This is a genomic window from Lysobacter sp. ISL-50, from assembly GCF_018612875.1.
GTDB lineage: Bacteria > Pseudomonadota > Gammaproteobacteria > Xanthomonadales > Xanthomonadaceae > Lysobacter.
In genome coordinates this window covers 87,873-103,406 of sequence record NZ_JAGGRI010000018.1, presented here as the reverse complement: position 1 = coordinate 103,406, position 15,534 = coordinate 87,873, and the positions used below count along the sequence as shown (strand labels likewise).

19 protein-coding genes, 1 tRNA gene and 1 pseudogene are annotated in these 15,534 nt (G+C 67.2%); 10 read left to right on the top strand and 11 right to left on the bottom strand.

The features are described 5' to 3' along the window. Positions 1 to 9 precede the first annotated feature (9 nt). The 4 genes from J7J50_RS11635 to J7J50_RS11620 all read left to right on the top strand — a co-directional run bounded on the left by J7J50_RS11635 (position 10) and on the right by J7J50_RS11620 (position 3,754). On the top strand, positions 10 to 1,020 hold the full coding sequence (locus tag J7J50_RS11635) for a tetratricopeptide repeat protein (RefSeq protein ID WP_215058185.1): 1,011 nt from the start codon (positions 10 to 12) through the stop codon (positions 1,018 to 1,020). A 297-nt stretch (positions 1,021 to 1,317) separates the two neighbouring features. Next, positions 1,318 to 2,478 carry a homoserine O-acetyltransferase gene (locus tag J7J50_RS11630; RefSeq protein ID WP_215058135.1) on the top strand — a complete coding sequence of 387 codons (1,161 nt, stop codon included), beginning with the start codon at positions 1,318 to 1,320 and terminating at the stop codon, positions 2,476 to 2,478. Then, entirely contained in the window at positions 2,475 to 3,071 is a 597-nt protein-coding gene (locus J7J50_RS11625) for a cysteine dioxygenase family protein (RefSeq protein WP_251044348.1), read from the top strand. Before J7J50_RS11630 ends, J7J50_RS11625 begins: the two co-directional genes overlap by 4 nt. A 230-nt stretch (positions 3,072 to 3,301) precedes the next feature. After that, complete coding sequence (locus J7J50_RS11620; RefSeq protein WP_215058134.1) at positions 3,302 to 3,754, top strand: DUF2214 family protein; 453 nt, start codon at positions 3,302 to 3,304, stop codon at positions 3,752 to 3,754. Between the two features lie 61 nt (positions 3,755 to 3,815). Here the strand turns inward: J7J50_RS11620 and J7J50_RS11615 are convergent, their stop codons facing one another. Further along, complete coding sequence (locus tag J7J50_RS11615; RefSeq protein WP_215058133.1) at positions 3,816 to 5,009, bottom strand: S1 family peptidase; 1,194 nt, start codon at positions 5,007 to 5,009, stop codon at positions 3,816 to 3,818. 422 nt (positions 5,010 to 5,431) lie between these two features. Between J7J50_RS11615 and J7J50_RS11610 the strand changes: the two genes are divergently transcribed. Next, positions 5,432 to 5,518: transfer RNA gene (locus tag J7J50_RS11610), tRNA-Leu, on the top strand. A 220-nt stretch (positions 5,519 to 5,738) separates the two neighbouring features. Here the strand turns inward: J7J50_RS11610 and J7J50_RS11605 are convergent. Both J7J50_RS11605 and J7J50_RS11600 read right to left on the bottom strand, forming a co-directional pair. After that, positions 5,739 to 6,083, bottom strand: a complete 345-nt coding sequence (locus J7J50_RS11605) for a 5-carboxymethyl-2-hydroxymuconate Delta-isomerase (protein WP_215058132.1) — start codon at positions 6,081 to 6,083, stop codon at positions 5,739 to 5,741. A 64-nt stretch (positions 6,084 to 6,147) separates the two neighbouring features. Then, complete coding sequence (locus J7J50_RS11600) at positions 6,148 to 6,642, bottom strand: lipocalin-like domain-containing protein (RefSeq protein ID WP_215058131.1); 495 nt, start codon at positions 6,640 to 6,642, stop codon at positions 6,148 to 6,150. 110 nt (positions 6,643 to 6,752) lie between these two features. Here J7J50_RS11600 and J7J50_RS11595 point away from each other — a divergent pair, with 110 nt between their 5' ends. Further along, a complete protein-coding gene (locus J7J50_RS11595; protein WP_215058130.1) occupies positions 6,753 to 7,592 on the top strand; it encodes a LysR family transcriptional regulator in 840 nt (279 codons plus the stop codon). A gap of 291 nt (positions 7,593 to 7,883) precedes the next feature. Here the strand turns inward: J7J50_RS11595 and J7J50_RS11590 are convergent, their stop codons facing one another. Beyond that, a complete protein-coding gene (locus J7J50_RS11590) occupies positions 7,884 to 8,798 on the bottom strand; it encodes a LysR family transcriptional regulator (RefSeq protein ID WP_251044347.1) in 915 nt (304 codons plus the stop codon). A gap of 118 nt (positions 8,799 to 8,916) precedes the next feature. Between J7J50_RS11590 and J7J50_RS11585 the strand changes: the two genes are divergently transcribed. The 3 genes and pseudogenes from J7J50_RS11585 to J7J50_RS11575 all read left to right on the top strand — a co-directional run bounded on the left by J7J50_RS11585 (position 8,917) and on the right by J7J50_RS11575 (position 10,353). After that, on the top strand, positions 8,917 to 9,468 hold the full coding sequence (locus J7J50_RS11585) for a carboxymuconolactone decarboxylase family protein (RefSeq protein ID WP_215058129.1): 552 nt from the start codon (positions 8,917 to 8,919) through the stop codon (positions 9,466 to 9,468). A gap of 164 nt (positions 9,469 to 9,632) precedes the next feature. Continuing rightward, positions 9,633 to 9,734, top strand: a pseudogene (locus J7J50_RS25275) (DUF1348 domain-containing protein); the annotation flags it as partial. Positions 9,735 to 9,744: 10 nt separating this feature from the next. After that, positions 9,745 to 10,353: a pyridoxamine 5'-phosphate oxidase family protein gene (locus J7J50_RS11575; protein WP_215058127.1), complete on the top strand. Its 609-nt coding sequence runs from the start codon at positions 9,745 to 9,747 to the stop codon at positions 10,351 to 10,353. Positions 10,354 to 10,518: 165 nt separating this feature from the next. Here the strand turns inward: J7J50_RS11575 and J7J50_RS11570 are convergent, their stop codons facing one another. Next, positions 10,519 to 10,692, bottom strand: coding sequence for a hypothetical protein (locus tag J7J50_RS11570; protein ID WP_215058126.1), 174 nt, complete (start codon positions 10,690 to 10,692; stop codon positions 10,519 to 10,521). A gap of 2 nt (positions 10,693 to 10,694) precedes the next feature. After that, positions 10,695 to 11,018: a hypothetical protein gene (locus J7J50_RS11565; RefSeq protein ID WP_215058125.1), complete on the bottom strand. Its 324-nt coding sequence runs from the start codon at positions 11,016 to 11,018 to the stop codon at positions 10,695 to 10,697. A gap of 255 nt (positions 11,019 to 11,273) precedes the next feature. Between J7J50_RS11565 and J7J50_RS11560 the strand changes: the two genes are divergently transcribed. Further along, positions 11,274 to 12,086: an NRDE family protein gene (locus J7J50_RS11560; RefSeq protein WP_215058124.1), complete on the top strand. Its 813-nt coding sequence runs from the start codon at positions 11,274 to 11,276 to the stop codon at positions 12,084 to 12,086. 264 nt (positions 12,087 to 12,350) lie between these two features. On the opposite strand, the gene J7J50_RS11555 is transcribed toward J7J50_RS11560, so the two are convergent. The 5 genes from J7J50_RS11555 to J7J50_RS11535 all read right to left on the bottom strand — a co-directional run bounded on the left by J7J50_RS11555 (position 12,351) and on the right by J7J50_RS11535 (position 15,533). Continuing rightward, positions 12,351 to 12,764 carry a hypothetical protein gene (locus tag J7J50_RS11555; RefSeq protein ID WP_215058182.1) on the bottom strand — a complete coding sequence of 138 codons (414 nt, stop codon included), beginning with the start codon at positions 12,762 to 12,764 and terminating at the stop codon, positions 12,351 to 12,353. Positions 12,765 to 12,794: 30 nt separating this feature from the next. Continuing rightward, positions 12,795 to 12,998, bottom strand: a complete 204-nt coding sequence (locus tag J7J50_RS11550) for a PspC domain-containing protein (RefSeq protein WP_057943194.1) — start codon at positions 12,996 to 12,998, stop codon at positions 12,795 to 12,797. Between the two features lie 52 nt (positions 12,999 to 13,050). After that, complete coding sequence (locus tag J7J50_RS11545) at positions 13,051 to 13,467, bottom strand: DUF5329 domain-containing protein (protein ID WP_215058123.1); 417 nt, start codon at positions 13,465 to 13,467, stop codon at positions 13,051 to 13,053. Positions 13,468 to 13,474: 7 nt separating this feature from the next. Then, positions 13,475 to 14,203 carry an SGNH/GDSL hydrolase family protein gene (locus tag J7J50_RS11540; RefSeq protein WP_215058122.1) on the bottom strand — a complete coding sequence of 243 codons (729 nt, stop codon included), beginning with the start codon at positions 14,201 to 14,203 and terminating at the stop codon, positions 13,475 to 13,477. A gap of 259 nt (positions 14,204 to 14,462) precedes the next feature. Continuing rightward, positions 14,463 to 15,533, bottom strand: a complete 1,071-nt coding sequence (locus J7J50_RS11535) for a class III poly(R)-hydroxyalkanoic acid synthase subunit PhaC (RefSeq protein ID WP_215058121.1) — start codon at positions 15,531 to 15,533, stop codon at positions 14,463 to 14,465. Position 15,534: the final 1 nt, after the last annotated feature.

The window sequence follows — 15,534 nt, the reverse complement described above, 5'->3', positions numbered from 1 at the left end:
TCGGCCCCGATGGCCGTGTTCGTGGCGTCCGGCGCGGCGCTGGTGGTATTCGCCCTGGGCTACGCGCTGCGTCCGCTGTGGCAGGCGCGTCCGCTGCTGGGCGGCGGATTGGGCTTCGCCCTCGCCGCGGCCACGGTCGCCTTGTACCTGCTGGTCGGCACGCCGAACGCGTTCAACCCGCAACAACAACGCGAACCCAAGACGCTGGCCGAGGCGGTAAGCCAACTGGAAGCCGAACTCGAACGCGATCCGAATCAGATCGAAGGCTGGCGCCTGCTCGCCAGCGCCTACACCGCCGAAGGCCTGAGCGCGAAAGCGCGCGACGCCTACGCGCGCGCGGTCAAGCTCGCGCCGGACAATCCCGACCTGCTGGCCGAAGCCGCCGAAGCGCGCGCGCTGGCCACCCGCGACCGCCGCTTCGACGCCGACGCGGTCGCCATGCTCAAGCACGCGATCGAAAAACAACCCATGCATCAGCGCGCGCGCTGGTTCCTCGGCATCGCTCAGCGTCAGTCCGAACAACCGGCCGAAGCGGCGCAGACCTGGGAGCCGCTGCTGAGCGTGGTCGATGCCGGCACCGCCCACAGCCTGCTCGAACAGATCAACGGCGCGCGCCAGGAAGCCGGCCTGGAACCGCTGCCGCCGCCGGCGCCGCTCGCCTCGGCCACCGTCGCCGGCGGGCTCAGGATCAAGGTCGATCTGTCGGCGGCGATGAAGGCCAAGCTGCCGGCGAACGCGAGCGTGTTCGTGATCGCGCGCCAGGTCGCCGGCCCGCCGATGCCGGTCGCGGTCGAGAAGCATGCGGCGGCTGAATTCCCGCTGGAAGTCGTCCTCGACGACGGCGACAGCCCGATGCCGACGATGAAGCTGTCGCAGCTCGAACAGGTGCAGGTGCTCGCGCGCGTGTCGGCTTCGGGCAATGCGATTCCGCAGCCCGGCGATCTGGCTTCGCAACCGGTCAGCGTGCGTACCGATGGCAAGGATCAGGTCGTCGTCGTTATCGATCGCGTGGTCGAGTAGGGTTTGCCGCGAACTGGGACAAGAGCGTCGGGCCTGAAGGGCCCTCCCACAAAAGTCATCGAGGCGACGCAGAATTTTGCGACGTCTTTTGTGGGAGGGCCCTTCAGGCCCGACGCTTTCCTCTGCACACCGACAAACCCCACACCCCCGACATGTGCCGATAACGCAATTGCCATTCCGATCCCGACCGCGAACAGCGACGATGGTTTAGGCTGCAACGCGACTATCGCACCGCTCATCGCGGCGCCGCTTCCACCCAATGAAGGACACCGGCTCCGCCGGCCACACGAGCAAGGCATGACCGAATTCATCCCGCCCGGCACCCGCCACATCGACCTGCCCTCGCCGTTCCCGATGAAGCGCGGCGGCGCCCTCACCGGCGCGCGCGTGGCCTATGAAACCTGGGGCCAGCTCAACCCGCGGCGCGACAACGCCATCCTGATCGTCACCGGCCTGTCGCCCGACGCGCACGCCGCGGCCAACGCGGGCAATCCCGAGCCCGGCTGGTGGGAAGCCATGCTCGGCCCGGGCAAGCCGATCGACAGCGAGCAATGGTTCGTGATCTGCGTGAACTCGCTCGGCAGTTGCAAAGGCTCGACCGGCCCGGCCTCGATCGACACCGCCAGCGGCGAGCTCTATCGGCTGAGTTTCCCCGAGCTGTCGGTCGAAGACGGCGCCGACGCGGCCGCGCACGTGGTGCGCGCGCTCGGCATCGAGCGGCTGGCCTGCGTGATCGGCAACTCGATGGGCGGCATGACCGCGCTGGCGCTGCTGGCGCGTCACCCGGGCCTGGCGCGCAACCACATCAACATCTCCGGCGCGGCGCGCGCGCTGCCGTTCTCGATCGCGATCCGCTCGCTGCAGCGCGAAGCGATCCGCCTGGACCCGCAGTGGAACCAGGGCGAGTACGACGACGCCCATTACCCCGAATCGGGCATGCGCATGGCGCGCAAGCTCGGCGTGATCACCTATCGCTCGGCGCTGGAGTGGGACGGCCGCTTCGGCCGCGTGCGCCTGGATTCCGATCGCGCCGACGAGGAACCCTTCGGCCTGGAATTCGAGGTCGAAAGCTACCTGGAAGGCCACGCCCGCCGCTTCGTGCGCCGCTTCGATCCCAATTGCTACCTGTACCTGAGCCGCTCGATGGACTGGTTCGACATCGGCGATTACTGCGGCGGCGGCGATGGGCTCGACAATGATGAACAGGTGCATCGCGGCCTGGCCTCGATCCGGGTCGAGAAGGCGCTGGCGATCGGCGTGCACACCGACATCCTGTTCCCGTTGCAGCAACAGCAGGAAATCGCCGACGGCCTGCGCGCCGGCGGCGCCGATTCGCGCTTCCTGCCGCTGGAGTCGCCGCAGGGCCACGACGCGTTCCTGGTCGATATCGGCCGTTTCGGCCCGGCGGTGGCGGGATTTCTCGCCGAGCTGCGGACGGGCGTAGAATCTGTGGCATGAACGCCACCGACACCCTGCCCGACTTCGACTTCCCCGGCCACGACAAGCTGGTCGCCGCGATCGACGACGCCGTCGCCGCCGGCGACGAGCACGCCGTCACCGCGGCCTTGCGCAACACCCTGTGCAAGATGATCCGCGACCGCGACGTCAACCTGCCCGACTGCGTGTTCGACCCGATCCAGGACCACTACGCGCGCCGCGAGCTCTACCGCAGCCCGGAACTGGGCTATAGCGTGGTCGCGATGACCTGGGGCCCGGGCCAGGGCACGCCGATGCACGATCACAGCGGCCTGTGGTGCGTGGAAGGCGTGTGGGACGGCGAGCTGGAAATCACCCAGTTCGAGCTGCTGGAACGCAACGGCGAGAACTTCCGCTTCCGCGCCGCCGGCGGCATGCATGCCGGCCCCGGCAGCGCCGGCAGCCTGATTCCGCCGCACGAGTACCACACCATCCGCAACGCCAGCGAAGACTCGGTGGCGGTGTCGCTGCACATCTACAAGGCGCCGATGGAGTGCTGCTCGATGTTCGTGCCTAACGACGGCGAGTGGTTCCGCCGCGTGGACAAGGCGCTGGAAACCGACGAGGCCGCCTGAGCCGCGCCCGGCCCAGGTCCAGGCCAATCGCCGAAGATTCAGCGCCGCGCGCTGACATCGGTCAGTACGCAAATCCGGCCGCGGGCCGGATACTCGGCCCGAGCCCTTCATCAGCGACGGGCCGCAAACGCCAGCCACGGACGCGTTGCGCTCCCGCACCTGCGCCCCGCCTGCCGATCCCCACCGTCGCACTCGCAGTCCCCTCCCAGCCGCCGCCCGGAGTTCCGCCGATGCTGACCGATCTGTTGCTCGCCTCCGCCCACCACCTGCTGGTGTTCGCCCTGATCGCGATGCTGATGGCCGAATCGGTGCTGCTGCGCGGCCCCATCGACGCGGCGGTGTTGCGCCGCCTGGCCGGGCTCGACTCCGGCTACGGCGCCAGCGCGGTGCTGCTGCTGGTGGTCGGCCTGTCGCGGCTGAAGTTCGGCGTGAAAGGCCTCGACTTCTACGAACACAACCCGTGGTTCCACGCCAAGCTCGGCGCCTTCATCCTGATCGCGCTGCTGTCGATCCTGCCGACCGTGCGCTTCCTGCGCTGGCGCAAGGCGCTCAAGGCCGATCCGAACTTCCTGCCGGCCGCGAGCGAAGTCGGCACCCTGCGCCTGCTGATCCGCTTCGAGCTGATCCTGGTCGCGGTGATCCTGGTCTGCGCCGCGGCGATGGCCCGCTTCGGCGGCTTCTGAGCGTACCGCCGCGATCCGCGACGCCGCCCCGATCGGGCTGCGCCGCGGCCTGAGCCAGGACTCAGGGCGTAACCAGGGTCAATCCGTACTGCTGCAGGATCGGGTTCACCGGCTGGAACCAGCTCACCTGGAAGATCCCCGTGCCGCAGTTGTTTTGCGCGCCCGCCGCGATACTGGCGAGCGACAGCACGCCTTGCGCCTGCTCATAGACATCGATCCAGCCGCCGCCGGAATCGCCGAAACCGGCGCAGGCATTGGTTTGAGTCAGGCCGAACACGACGCCGCGGGTGCTGTTGACGGTGACGTTCTGCCCGGTGATGAAGCCGCACTGGTAGCCGGTCTTCCAACCCGAACGGCACACCACCGCGGAATAACCCGCCTCGACGCTGCCGCGCACGGAGAAAAAGCCGCCGGCGTAATTGGTGATCAGCGGAAACAGCTCGTGATTGGCGTTCAAGGCGACCCAGGCCCGATCGGTCCCGGGGAATTCCGACGCGGCGAAGTAACCGGCCGGCGCGCCGTCGAGGCCGATCGTCTCGCCCGCCGTCCCGCAGTGGCCGGCGGTGACGAAGCCCTTGGTCGCGCCTTGCCTGACCGCGAATCCGACCGAACACGAAAGCGCGCCGTTCTTCTCGTAAGCACGGCCGGCGTAGACCGACGAAGTCGGCTGCGGCACGCCCGGCGTTTGTTGGAAGCGCAGCAGACCGCTGTCGGCGCCGCTGACCGCGGCCAGGTCGATGGCCCGCTCCATGGCATCGGGCGCGACGCTGACCCGCACCGAATTGCTGGCTGGATCGACGTACCACGAGTGCACGCCGTCGATCGGCCGGCTGATGCCGGACACGCGCATGCGCACGCTGCGATCCAGACGCGCCTTCGCCGCTTCCAGCTCGCTCAGGCTGTAGCGGACCTGGCGCAACTGCACGCCTTCGAGCTTGAGCGGGCCGCGCGGGTCCGAAGATCCGACGACGAACCGATAGCTGCCGTCGCTTGCGCGCTCGCCCCAGGCGCCGCCGAAATAGGCGCCCAGACGGCGCCGCGCCAGCGCCTCTTGCGCGGGTGCGTCGCGCTGCACCTGCAGCAGTTGATCGACCCGCGCCGGCGACAGGCCCAGATCGTGCTGCGCGGCCTGATGAAGCGCAGGACTGACTTGCAGGTCCGTTGCCGCGGCCGCATCGAAGGCGGCCATGCACAGCAGGGACAGCGCGAAAACGTGAGCGCCGCAGCGGCGCGGGGAAAAACCGGTGGATTGCATACAAAACCTCCTGGATTGGATGCGATGAGAAAACCCGCGGGCGCGCACGGACGCGATCGCGACCCGTCGCGAAGTCCTTCCTGATGAACCGTTCGACGGGCGCTCATAGATAACCGCGTCGATCGGATCGGCGCGCTTGCCTGGATCACAGGCGCAGGCGCGATCGCGTCACAAAGGCGCGCGCCGCCGCCGCGGGCGTTCGCGCAAAGCGCCGCCCGGCGGGCATCTCGCGGCGAGTCGGCAAGGGCGTCGTCGCGCCCTGTGCGCGGTGCGTCGAGGACTCCAGGCCAACCGGGAAGTGGCGTCCCGCGCCGCGGACGGGGCGGCCTGGCGGGAAGTCCGGCCGATCGTGCTGCGGACAGATCGCGACAGCGAAAAGGGGCAGACTCGCGGCCCCGAGCTGGGTATACTGCCTGCCCGCTGCCGGAGTGGCGGAATCGGTAGACGCAGCGGACTCAAAATCCGCCGCCCTTAAAAGCGTGTGGGTTCGAGTCCCACCTCCGGCACCAAGAAAAAAAGCCCGCGAGCGATCGCGGGCTTTTTTGTGCTCGTTCTCGGGGCTGCGCGCAGGTCTTGATGCCCGCCGGAGGCTCCGCGACGGCGGCCCCCTTCGCGCTCGCCTGCCCGCGCGGACCTCGCTCACCCGCAAGCGCCTTCCCCGCCGACTGCGGACTATCCGTCAATCGATGCCGATCGACAGGCCGACCGCGGCGGAAACCGGCCCGGGAGTCACAGCATGGTTCGATTGAAATAAGTCGCCCGCTCGAACTCGTCGATGTTCGCCGCGATGCGCGGAAGCTGCGGAAACATCTCGGCCAGTTCGCCGACGATGGCCTTCGACAAGGCAGCGCGTTGCTCGACACTGCGCCCCTGCATGATCCAACAGAAGGTGTGGATGAAATCTTCCCGCCCGCCGCCGACGGCATAAGTGCGGAACGGGTGTACACGGATCTTGATGTCCGATTCTTCGAACAGCCCGGTTGAATTCACCACCCGATGCAGCCGGGCGATGATCGATTCCTCGTCGTGAATCTGCAGTAATCCCTGAGAACAATCGACTACGAAGTGCGGCATGACGGCTCCATCGGTTGAAGGTGGATGCAGGACGCGAGCGCCTGCGGACGCAGCGAGCAGCGGTTCAATCGAGCCTGCGCCACACCGAAACCGGGATGCTCCCGTCCGCCCGCGGCGGCACCTCATAACGCAGTTGCGCGCCGTCGAACTTGTACCGACGCTTCTGGGTCGTGCCCTCCCAGTTGGGAAACGACGAGCCTTCGATCGAGAACGCCAACACCCCTGCCCCTTGGTCGATCGTCACCGTGCCGTAGTGGGTACTGCTGCCCATGACCGCCAACTTGAATTCGTCCGCGCTGCCGTCGGCCTTGTTGTCGCTGGCGAACCGCGGGCGTTCGGACTTGAAGATCTGCAGCGAATACCGCCCCTTCTCGTCGACGACGAGCCTGCCCTTCGGGTTCTCGCCGTAATCCCGCGTCGTCTGCCCGTCCGGCAGCACCTTATCCGCGGCGACCAGGCTCCAGGTGCCTTGCAGTGGAAACGCGTGTGTCGGCATTTGCGCGTCGGGCGCGGCCTGCCCCGCCAGCGTTGCGACGAGTACGCCGCTCAATAGTTTCATCGCGGTGAGTCCTTATGAGTTGGGATCGACCGGTCCATCCTAAGCCGCTTGATAGATATGAAAAATGCATCTACAAAGATATCTGGCATTTAAAAATCGAATCTATCCAGATGAAAGCCATGGACGTGGATGCGGTCAGGGCGTTCCTGCTGGCCGCCGACTTGCGCAGCTTCACCCGCGCCGCCGACGTGCTGGGCACCACCCAGTCCGCGATCAGCATCAAGCTGCGGCGCCTGGAAGAACAACTCGGCCGCCGCCTGCTGGAACGCACGCCGCGGCATGTTCGCCTGTCGGCCGAGGGATTGGCCTTTCTCGGCGTGGCGCGCGAACTGGTGTCGTCCCACGACCGCGCGGCCGCAGCCTTCGAGACCGAACAGCGCCGGTTGGCGATCGGCATCAACCAGTTGCTGGTCGGCAGCGAACTGCCGTTTCTGTTGCGGCGGATGCGGGACCACGATCCGAACCTGCTGGTCGAGATGCGCATCGCCAGCACCAACGAACTCTTGCAAAGCCAGGAACGGGGGGAGCTCGACGCCGTGCTGGTGCTGCGCCCCGAGGATCGCGGCAAACGCGGCAAGGCCGTGTTCGCGGAAACCTTTTCATGGTTCGCCGCGGCCGGCTGGCAGCCGCGCGCCGGCCAGCCGTTGCCGCTGGCGACGCAAGGCGAGTCGTGCCGCATCCGCGTCGAAGCGGTGCGCGCGCTCGACCGGGCCGGCATTCAATGGCGCGAAGTCTTCCTCGGCAAGGGCGCCGCGATCCTGGGCGCCGCCGCGGTCGCCGGCCTCGCGGTGGCGGTGCTGGCGCGGCGCGCGGCGCCGCCGGGCGCGGTAGACGTCAGCGCACTCCTGTCGCTGCCGCCGATTCGCTCGCAGGACGTGATGCTCTACAGCAACCTCAGCGACCGGCGAACGCGCGATGCCTTGCGCGTCCTTACGCTGGCATTCCAGTGAAGGCACGGCGTCGCGGGCAGCAGTGGGTTATGCCGACACTATCGCGCAGCGCGATTCGGAAAGCGGGAGTTGACCGATAACGGGCAGGACGACAAACCGGCGTTAATGTCCGCGCTTTCGACCCAAAGTGGAAACTGTTCGGGCATAACGGCCCGTCGAGGGCAGCGGAAATCCTCAACAAAGATACGGGCGAATTGCCGGTGGCCGCCATAGGCTCGGCATGACGGCAGCCGTATTGGGATGCTCCGGACCGGACCCATGCCGGGAGCTCCGTGACGCCGCGCAATCACCTTATTTTTCCCCCGGGGGTGTGTCCGCCAGCCGCGCCCGCAAGCGCGGCGTCACGAAGTCCAGGAATGCGCGCACCTTCAGCGGCAACCGGCCTTGCCGCGCGTATACAAGACTGATCGGCCAAGGCGCCGGCTCGAACTCCGGGAGGACGAGCTCCAGCGTTTTGCATCGCACGTGCTCGCCGAGCTGATAGCACAGGGTCCGCGTCAGGCCGGCGCCGGCGATGGCCGCCGCGATCGCCGCGTCGGCGGTATTGACGGTCAGACGCGCACGCACGGGGACCGAGGCTTCGGACGACCCCACGCGGAATTTCCACGCCCCCGGCCCCGTCAGATGGTCGAAAGTGATGAGATCGTGGCCGGACAAGTCGGTCAGTTGCCGCGGGCGACCACGCTGGTCCAGATAAGCCGGGCTGCCGCTCACCACGTGGCGGGTCGCGCCCACGCGCGAGGCCACCAGCGTGCTGTCGGGCAGTTCGCCGATGCGGATCGCGAGATCTACATGTTCGTCCAGAAGATTGAACATGCGGTCGCCCAGCACCAGCCGCACGTCCACCTCCGGATAGGCCTTGAGGAACTCGGCGGCGATCGGCACGACGTGCAATCGGCCGAATGCGATCGGTGCGGTGATCACCAGATCGCCCTTGGGTGCGCTGAATTCGCCGGCGGCGCTGCGCTCGGCTTCCTCGACATCGTCAAGGATGCGCCGGCACGCGACGAGGTAAGCCGCGCCGGCATCGGTGAGCACGAGCTTGCGCGTCGAGCGCTGCAGCAATCGCGCCTTCAGGTGCGCCTCGAGGTCGGACAGCTTCCGGCTCACGGTGGCCAGCGGCATGTGCAGTTGCCGGCTCGCCGCCGAGAGGCTGCCGGTGTCGACTACCGCCCGGAACACCATCATCGCTTCGATGCGATCCATTTTCTTCCAGATTCCAGAAGGATATTTCTCGAATTTATCGTCTAGTTGCGTCAATCGGAAGTATCTAGGCTTTCTCCACCGGCCTGAACCGGCCCGGACAAACCCCAGGAGAATTGCGATGTCCCGTCTTCCGACCCCCGCCACGATCGAGTCCGCCCCTGCCGCCGCCCAACCTTTGCTGCAGGCGGTGAAGCAACAGCTCGGCTCGGTGCCGAACCTGTTCCGCCTGGTATCCAACAGCCCGGCCGCGCTCGAAGGCTATCTCGGCATGAACTCCGCTCTGGCCAAGGGCACGCTGCCCGCCGCCACCGGCGAGCGTATCGCCCTGGTCGTCGCCGAAATCAACGGCTGCAGCTATTGCCTGTCGGCGCACACCTACCTCGGCAAGCACGTGGCCAAGCTCGACGACGCCGAGATGACCGCCAACCGCAACGGCGCGTCCAACGATCCGTTCGCCGACGCGGCCGTGCGCTTCGCCGCCCGGGTTGCCAAACGGCGCGGTCACGTCAGCGGCGAGGATGTGGCCGCGGTCAAGGCCGCCGGCTACAGCGATGCGCAGGTCGTCGAGATCGTCCAGCATGTCGCGCTGAACACCTGGACCAACTACATCAATGAAGTCGCGCAAACCGAAATCGATTTTCCGGTGATCGGCGCACGCCAGGCGGCGTGAGCCTCAACCACACCGACGGCGCCTGTCGCGCCGTCGGTGCATCGCCCTGCAGGGAGACGATAACGATCATGAGCCGCCCACCGCTGCCTGCGTTCACGCTCGAATCCGCGACGCAGAAAGTCCGCCGCCGAACACGCCTGGAACTCGCGCGATCCTGCGCGCGTTGCGCTGACGATCTCGCGATCGGCGAGGACGAGCGACGCTTCCACTGGCCGCAAGGCCGCCGCCCTGACGAACATCCGTCCCTGAGCACACTCGGGCTGTGAGGCCATAGCCATGCATTACGCCAGCGATATCGCCTTTACTGCGACGGTGAAAGCCATCCAGGCACGCAAAGGATCGCGCCGCGCCTATGGCCACATGGAACAGGCCGGCTCGTGGCAAACGGCCATCACCGCGGAGCTGAAGGCCTTCGTCGAGGCACAACGCAGCGTTTTCCTGGCTACGGTCAACCGCGACGGTCAGCCCTATATCCAGCACCGGGGCGGGCCGCCCGGCTTCCTGCGCGTGCTCGACGAGCACACGCTGGCCTTCGTCGATTTTTCCGGCAACCGGCAATTCATCAGTACCGGGAACCTGCAAGAAAACCCGAAAGCGCATCTGTTCCTGATCGACTACCGCCAACGCAAGCGGGTAAAGATATGGGGCGAGGCGCACATGGTCGCAACCACCGCTGATTTGCTGGCGCAACTGATGCCGCCGGGCTACCAGGCGCGTCCCGAACAGGTGCTACGGTTCACCGTCAAAGCCTGGGATGCCAATTGCCCCCAGCACATCCCGCCACGCTTCGAAGCCGAGGACGTGCTGGCGGCGTTGCAGGATAAAGACACGCGTATCGCCGAACTGGAGGCGGAGCTGGCAAGGTTCAGGGCGGCGGCCAAATAGGTGTTCAAACCTACACCGTGGGCGGCGCGTGGCCGGCAGTGGCCCCTTCCGCAACACATCGCGGTCTTGCGCGTGTGGAGACGAAAAGCCCATGTGGAAACGGGCTTTTTCGTTTTCGGGCTGGATACGTGTCGTGTGAGGTTATTCGGCCGCATACACGACAGCTCAGTGCGACTCTTCCCCATCTTCGCCATCGGGATAAGCGGCCGGCGCCGCATGGCCCGTCTTCTCATCGCCCTCGCCCGCCTCGTCCCGCCATGCGCGCTCCGACGGAGCGCCACGCGTCACGGCCGGCCATGTGGCGACGATGCAGCGGATGGCGGCGGCGGTTGCGAGCATGATCAGTTCTCCGGGTGAGGTCGCCTGCAGCCCAGGCAGCGGCGAGCGCGACCGCCGCGACCGCTGACGGGTCGCGACAACAGGCCGCCGCAGGGACATTGCGGCTCCATGCCGCGTTCCCATCGCCATAAACGCCACAACGAGTACATCGTCATCATTACGCCGGCACCGGCGCTGCCGAATTGCAGCCATCGCGCGATCCGCGCGTATTCGTCCGTCGCCGACGCCAAATCGGCGGATGCGACGCCGCTGTGCAGCAATAACGCACCGGCCGCCATGCCGCCCGCGGCCACGACCAACGCCGGCGCGAACAGCTGCAGCAACATCCTGGCACCACGATTCATCGCTTACCTCTCCCCATCTGCGCCGGCTAGCAGACAGTGGAGCGATCTCATCCGATGAGACGGTGGCCAGATTATGGCCAGCGCCGCGACGCTGCATCTGCCATTGGTCCTGGCGTATTTGCGCCGCCTGCCGGTTGCGCGGCGGCGCGGCTTGTGAACAATTTCCGCCTTCGCGCGGACGCTGCGGACGGCGACGGCCGTCGCGTCATCCTCGCCGGGGTTGGTTAGAATCGCCGCATGTGTCTGATCGCTCTCGCCTGGCAACACCATCCGCGTTTCCGGCTGGCGCTGATCGCCAACCGCGACGAAACCCATCAGCGCCCCACCGCGCCGGCCGCGGCCGATCCCGACGACGCGCACGCCTTCGGCGGCCGCGATCTGCTGCAAGGCGGCAGTTGGCTGATGATTTCCGATCGCGGCCGTCTGGCCGCGGTGACCAATGTGCGCGACGGACTCAATCCCGACGCCGCGCCACGTTCGCGCGGTGCCCTGGTGCGCGACTTCATCCACGGCGCCATGACCGCGTCGGAATATCTGCAGAGCCTGCGCCCCGAGGCGATGCGGTTCGGCCGTTTCAATCTGCTGCTGTGGGACGGCGGCGAATTGATGTTCGGCAGCAACCATCCCTACTTCCAGGCGCATGCGGTCGAACCGGGCGTGCACGCGATGTCCAACGGCGCCTTCGACGCGCCCTGGCCCAAGAGCGGCCTGGCGACGCGCGCGCTGTCGGCGTGGCTGGAATCGCCGGCCTCGCAACAAGCCGATCACAAACAGCCGCCGAACAGCAACGACGCGGGACTGGCGATGCTGCTCGCGGCGATGGCCGACACCACCGTCGCGCCCGACACCGCCCTGCCCGATACCGGCGTCGGCCTGGAACTGGAACGCATGCTGTCGCCGCCGTTCGTGCTCGGCGAACGCTACGGCACGCGCTGCAGCAGCATCGTGCTGATCGGCGAGGATTCCATCGGTTTCGTCGAACGGCGCTATGGCCCCAATGGCGTGGCCGGCGGCGAAACGGCGGTGGAGTTGCCGTTGCGGCGCGGTTGAGGCGAGAGGAGTTTCGGCTGGGTTTTCACTTCCAATGCGCCGTCGCCGGGTGCACGGACACAAATAAGAAGGCCCAGGCCTCGAAGATGTTCTTCGGGTGTCCGGGCCTTCCGTCGTCGGAGCGATTGCATCGAACTTGCGTCCGTTGGTTTTTCTCCGACGCGTGCAGGATAGCGCCGCCGGCGTTAGGCAAGGATCAAAATTTCGTGATCGGATTCGTACGCGGAATCGCTGAATCGGCCTGTTGGCGGATTCAGCCGGCGATCACTTCGCCCACGGCCACCAGCCGCGCCCGGTCTGCGCATAACGATCGGCCGCGCGCTCGAAGCGGTTGCGCACGCTGATGCCGCCGCAAGCCAGATACAGCGGCAGGAACAGCAGACCCAGCACCATGTACTGATAGACGTGCGCGCGTTCGTGATCGGCCAAGCGGATCGGCGGTTCCTCGCGATGGCCGGCGTCGTGGGCGTAGGTGCGGCAAGGCGAATCCAGATCGTCGCCGGTGTGCAGGATCACATTGCCCAATGTCATCGCCCCGCCCGGCCCCCACGGCCAGTGATGGAACACCAGGGCGAGGTCGTCGCCGCGCCAGCGCGGACGCGCGCCGAACGGCGTCGCCAGCAAGCCGGCGAGCAGGCCGAGCGCGGTGACCGGCGAGGTCCACACCGCGCCGACGATCGCAGCGGCGATTCGCAACCATGCGCTCAGTCAGCAGCCCTCTTCCGGCAACAGCAGCCACAGGATCAGGTACGCCAGCGCCACCGGCAGGACGAAGGTCGCCAGGGCCAGCACCACGAAGGCCGCGCGCACCAGCACTGGATTCCAGTGCAGGCGCAAGGCGATGCCGCCGGCCACGCCGGCCAGCATGCGGTCATGGCGCGAACGGCAGAGCGGGCGCGTGGCGCTGGTCATCGTGGCGCTCTCCGGGCGGCTCGGCGGCGAGGGTCGGCGCCAGTTTATCGCGTCACGGTGATGGCGGCGTCGCCCGCGCGGCGGCGCGCAACTGAACGAGTTTGGCCTGCAGCCAGGACGCCGCGGTCATCGCCGGGCCCTTGCCGCAGCGCACGTGGTAGGGCTTGCCGCTGAGGCTGCTCTGGCTGGCGCCGCGCTCGATGAACAACTCGGCGGTGTCGGCCAAGTCGCGCTTGCGCAGGTAGGCCAGCTTCTTCTGCAGGTGTTCCCGTGCCTGGGCCGAGCCGTACCAACTGCCGTTGCGCTCGAACTGGCAGCCCGACTGCCCCAGCGCCTGCATCAGCTGCTGGATTTCGCGTTCAGCCGCCGCCGACGGCGCCGCCTGGGCCGCGCCCGCGGCCAGCAGGGTCAGCGCCAGCCAGGCCGAAGCGATCGGCCGGCGCGGCAGGATGTTTCGAATCGCGGTCATGCGCCGATTAGAGCTTGTCCAGCCAGGCGCCGACCACCCGCGTCCAGATCGCGTATCCCTCGGCGTTCATATGCAGGCGGTCGGCCACGAACAGCTCCGGCCGCGGCTCGCCGGCGGGGTCGAGCATCGGCGTGAACACGTCCAGGTAGTCCACGCCGCGGGCGCCGCGGATGTAGTCGTGGATCAGCGAATTGGCCTGTCGCACCTGCGGCAGCAAGGCGCTGCGTGACGGGCTGGGCTTGATCGAGACGAAGGCGATCCGCGCCTTCGGCGTGCCGGCCTGGACGCGGCGCACGAAGGCGACGAAATCGTCGCGCACCTGGCGCGGCGTGCGGCCCTCGTTGAGATCGTTGTCGCCGGCGTAGAACACCACCGCGCGCGGCTGGTAGGCATTGACGATGCGATCGGCGAAATACACCGAGTCGTAGACGCGCGAGCTGCCGTAGCCGCGGTTGCTCGTGATCACGCCGGGGAAGTCTTCGCTCAGCGTGGCCCACAGGCGGATCGAGGAACTGCCGACGAAGACCACCGCGCCGGGCATGCGGCGCACGCGCGCGTCCTGCGCTTCCCAGGCCTGCACCGTCGGCTCCCATTCGCGCGAATCGCGCGGCGCGGTGCCGGGCGGCGACGGGTCGGCCGCGACGGCGGCGCTTGCGGTAGTGGCGGCATCCTTGCCCGGAGCGACGGCGCAGGCCGTCAATACGGTGAACAGCAACGCGGTCAGGATGCGGCGCATGCCGGGCTCCCAGTGGCAAAGGTGGGTCCAGCCTAACCCGGGCGGGATCGGTGGATCGAGACCTAATCGGGCGGCTTGCACTGAAGCAGGCAGCTATCGACCCACTGCGCTTTTGAGCCCCTCTCCCGCTATGCGGGAGAGGGGTTGGGGTGAGGGCACTGGCCGCCGCGTGCCCTCATCCGGCCCTTCGGGCCACCTTCTCAGCTCTGCACTCCCTTCGGTCGCCGCTTGCGGGAGAAGGGATCAAGGGAGAAGCGACTCAGCGCGAGCGCTCGCTCAGCCAGTCGTGAATCGCGCCGGGCACTTCGCGCTGGGCGCGGCCGGAAACGTAGATGCCGATGTGTCCGCCCTTGAACGACAGTTCGCTGTAGTCCTGCGTGCCGACCAGATCGGCCAGCGCCTTCGACGCCGCCGGCGGCACCAGATGGTCCTGCTCGGCGTAGATGTTCAACACCGGCATCTGCACGTAGCCCAGGTCCACCGCGCGCCCGCCGATATCGATGCCGCCGTTGACGAAGCCGTTGCCCTGGTAGAACTGCTTGATGAACTGGCGGAAGGCCTCGCCGGCCTGATCGGGCGAATCGAAGATCCACTTTTCCATGCGCAGGAAATCTTCCAGCGCGCGCTTGTCGTCGAGGATGTCGATCAGGCCCACGTACTTCTGCACGAACAAGCGCCACGGCTTGAGCGTGAGGTAGCACCAGTTCATGACATCGGCCGGAACGTTGCCCAGCGTGTCCACGAATTGGTCGATGTCCAGCCCGCGCGTCCAGTTCGACAGCATGTTGTCGCTGGTGTGGAAATCCACCGGCGTGACCATGGTGATCAGGTTGCGCACCTTGCCCGGATTCAACGCCGAGTAGCACAGCGAGAACGCACCGCCCTGGCAGATGCCCAGCAGGTTGACCGAATCCATGCGGTATTCGCGGCGCAGATGATCGACCGCGCCGCCGAGGAAACGCTGGATGTAATCCTCCAGTTCCAGATAGCGATCGGAACGGTCCGGATAACCCCAGTCGAGGATGTACACGTCCTGGCCGCGTTCGAGCAGGCCGCGCACGATGGATTTGTCCGTCTGCAGATCGACCATGTACGGGCGGTTGACCAGCGCGTAGGCGATCAGCAGCGGCACCTTCGCGATCGGAGCCTTGTCGCCGCGGAAGCGGTACAGCACGACCTTGCCGTCGCGCCAGACTTCTTCGCGCGCGGTCGCGCCGTAATCGATGTCGCCGACCTCGCGCAGCGTGTCCAGGCCGGCGCGCAGTTTGTGCTGCGCGGCCGCCGCTTCTTGCGCCAGCGATTCGGCGCTGAAATTGATCGGTGCGGTCATC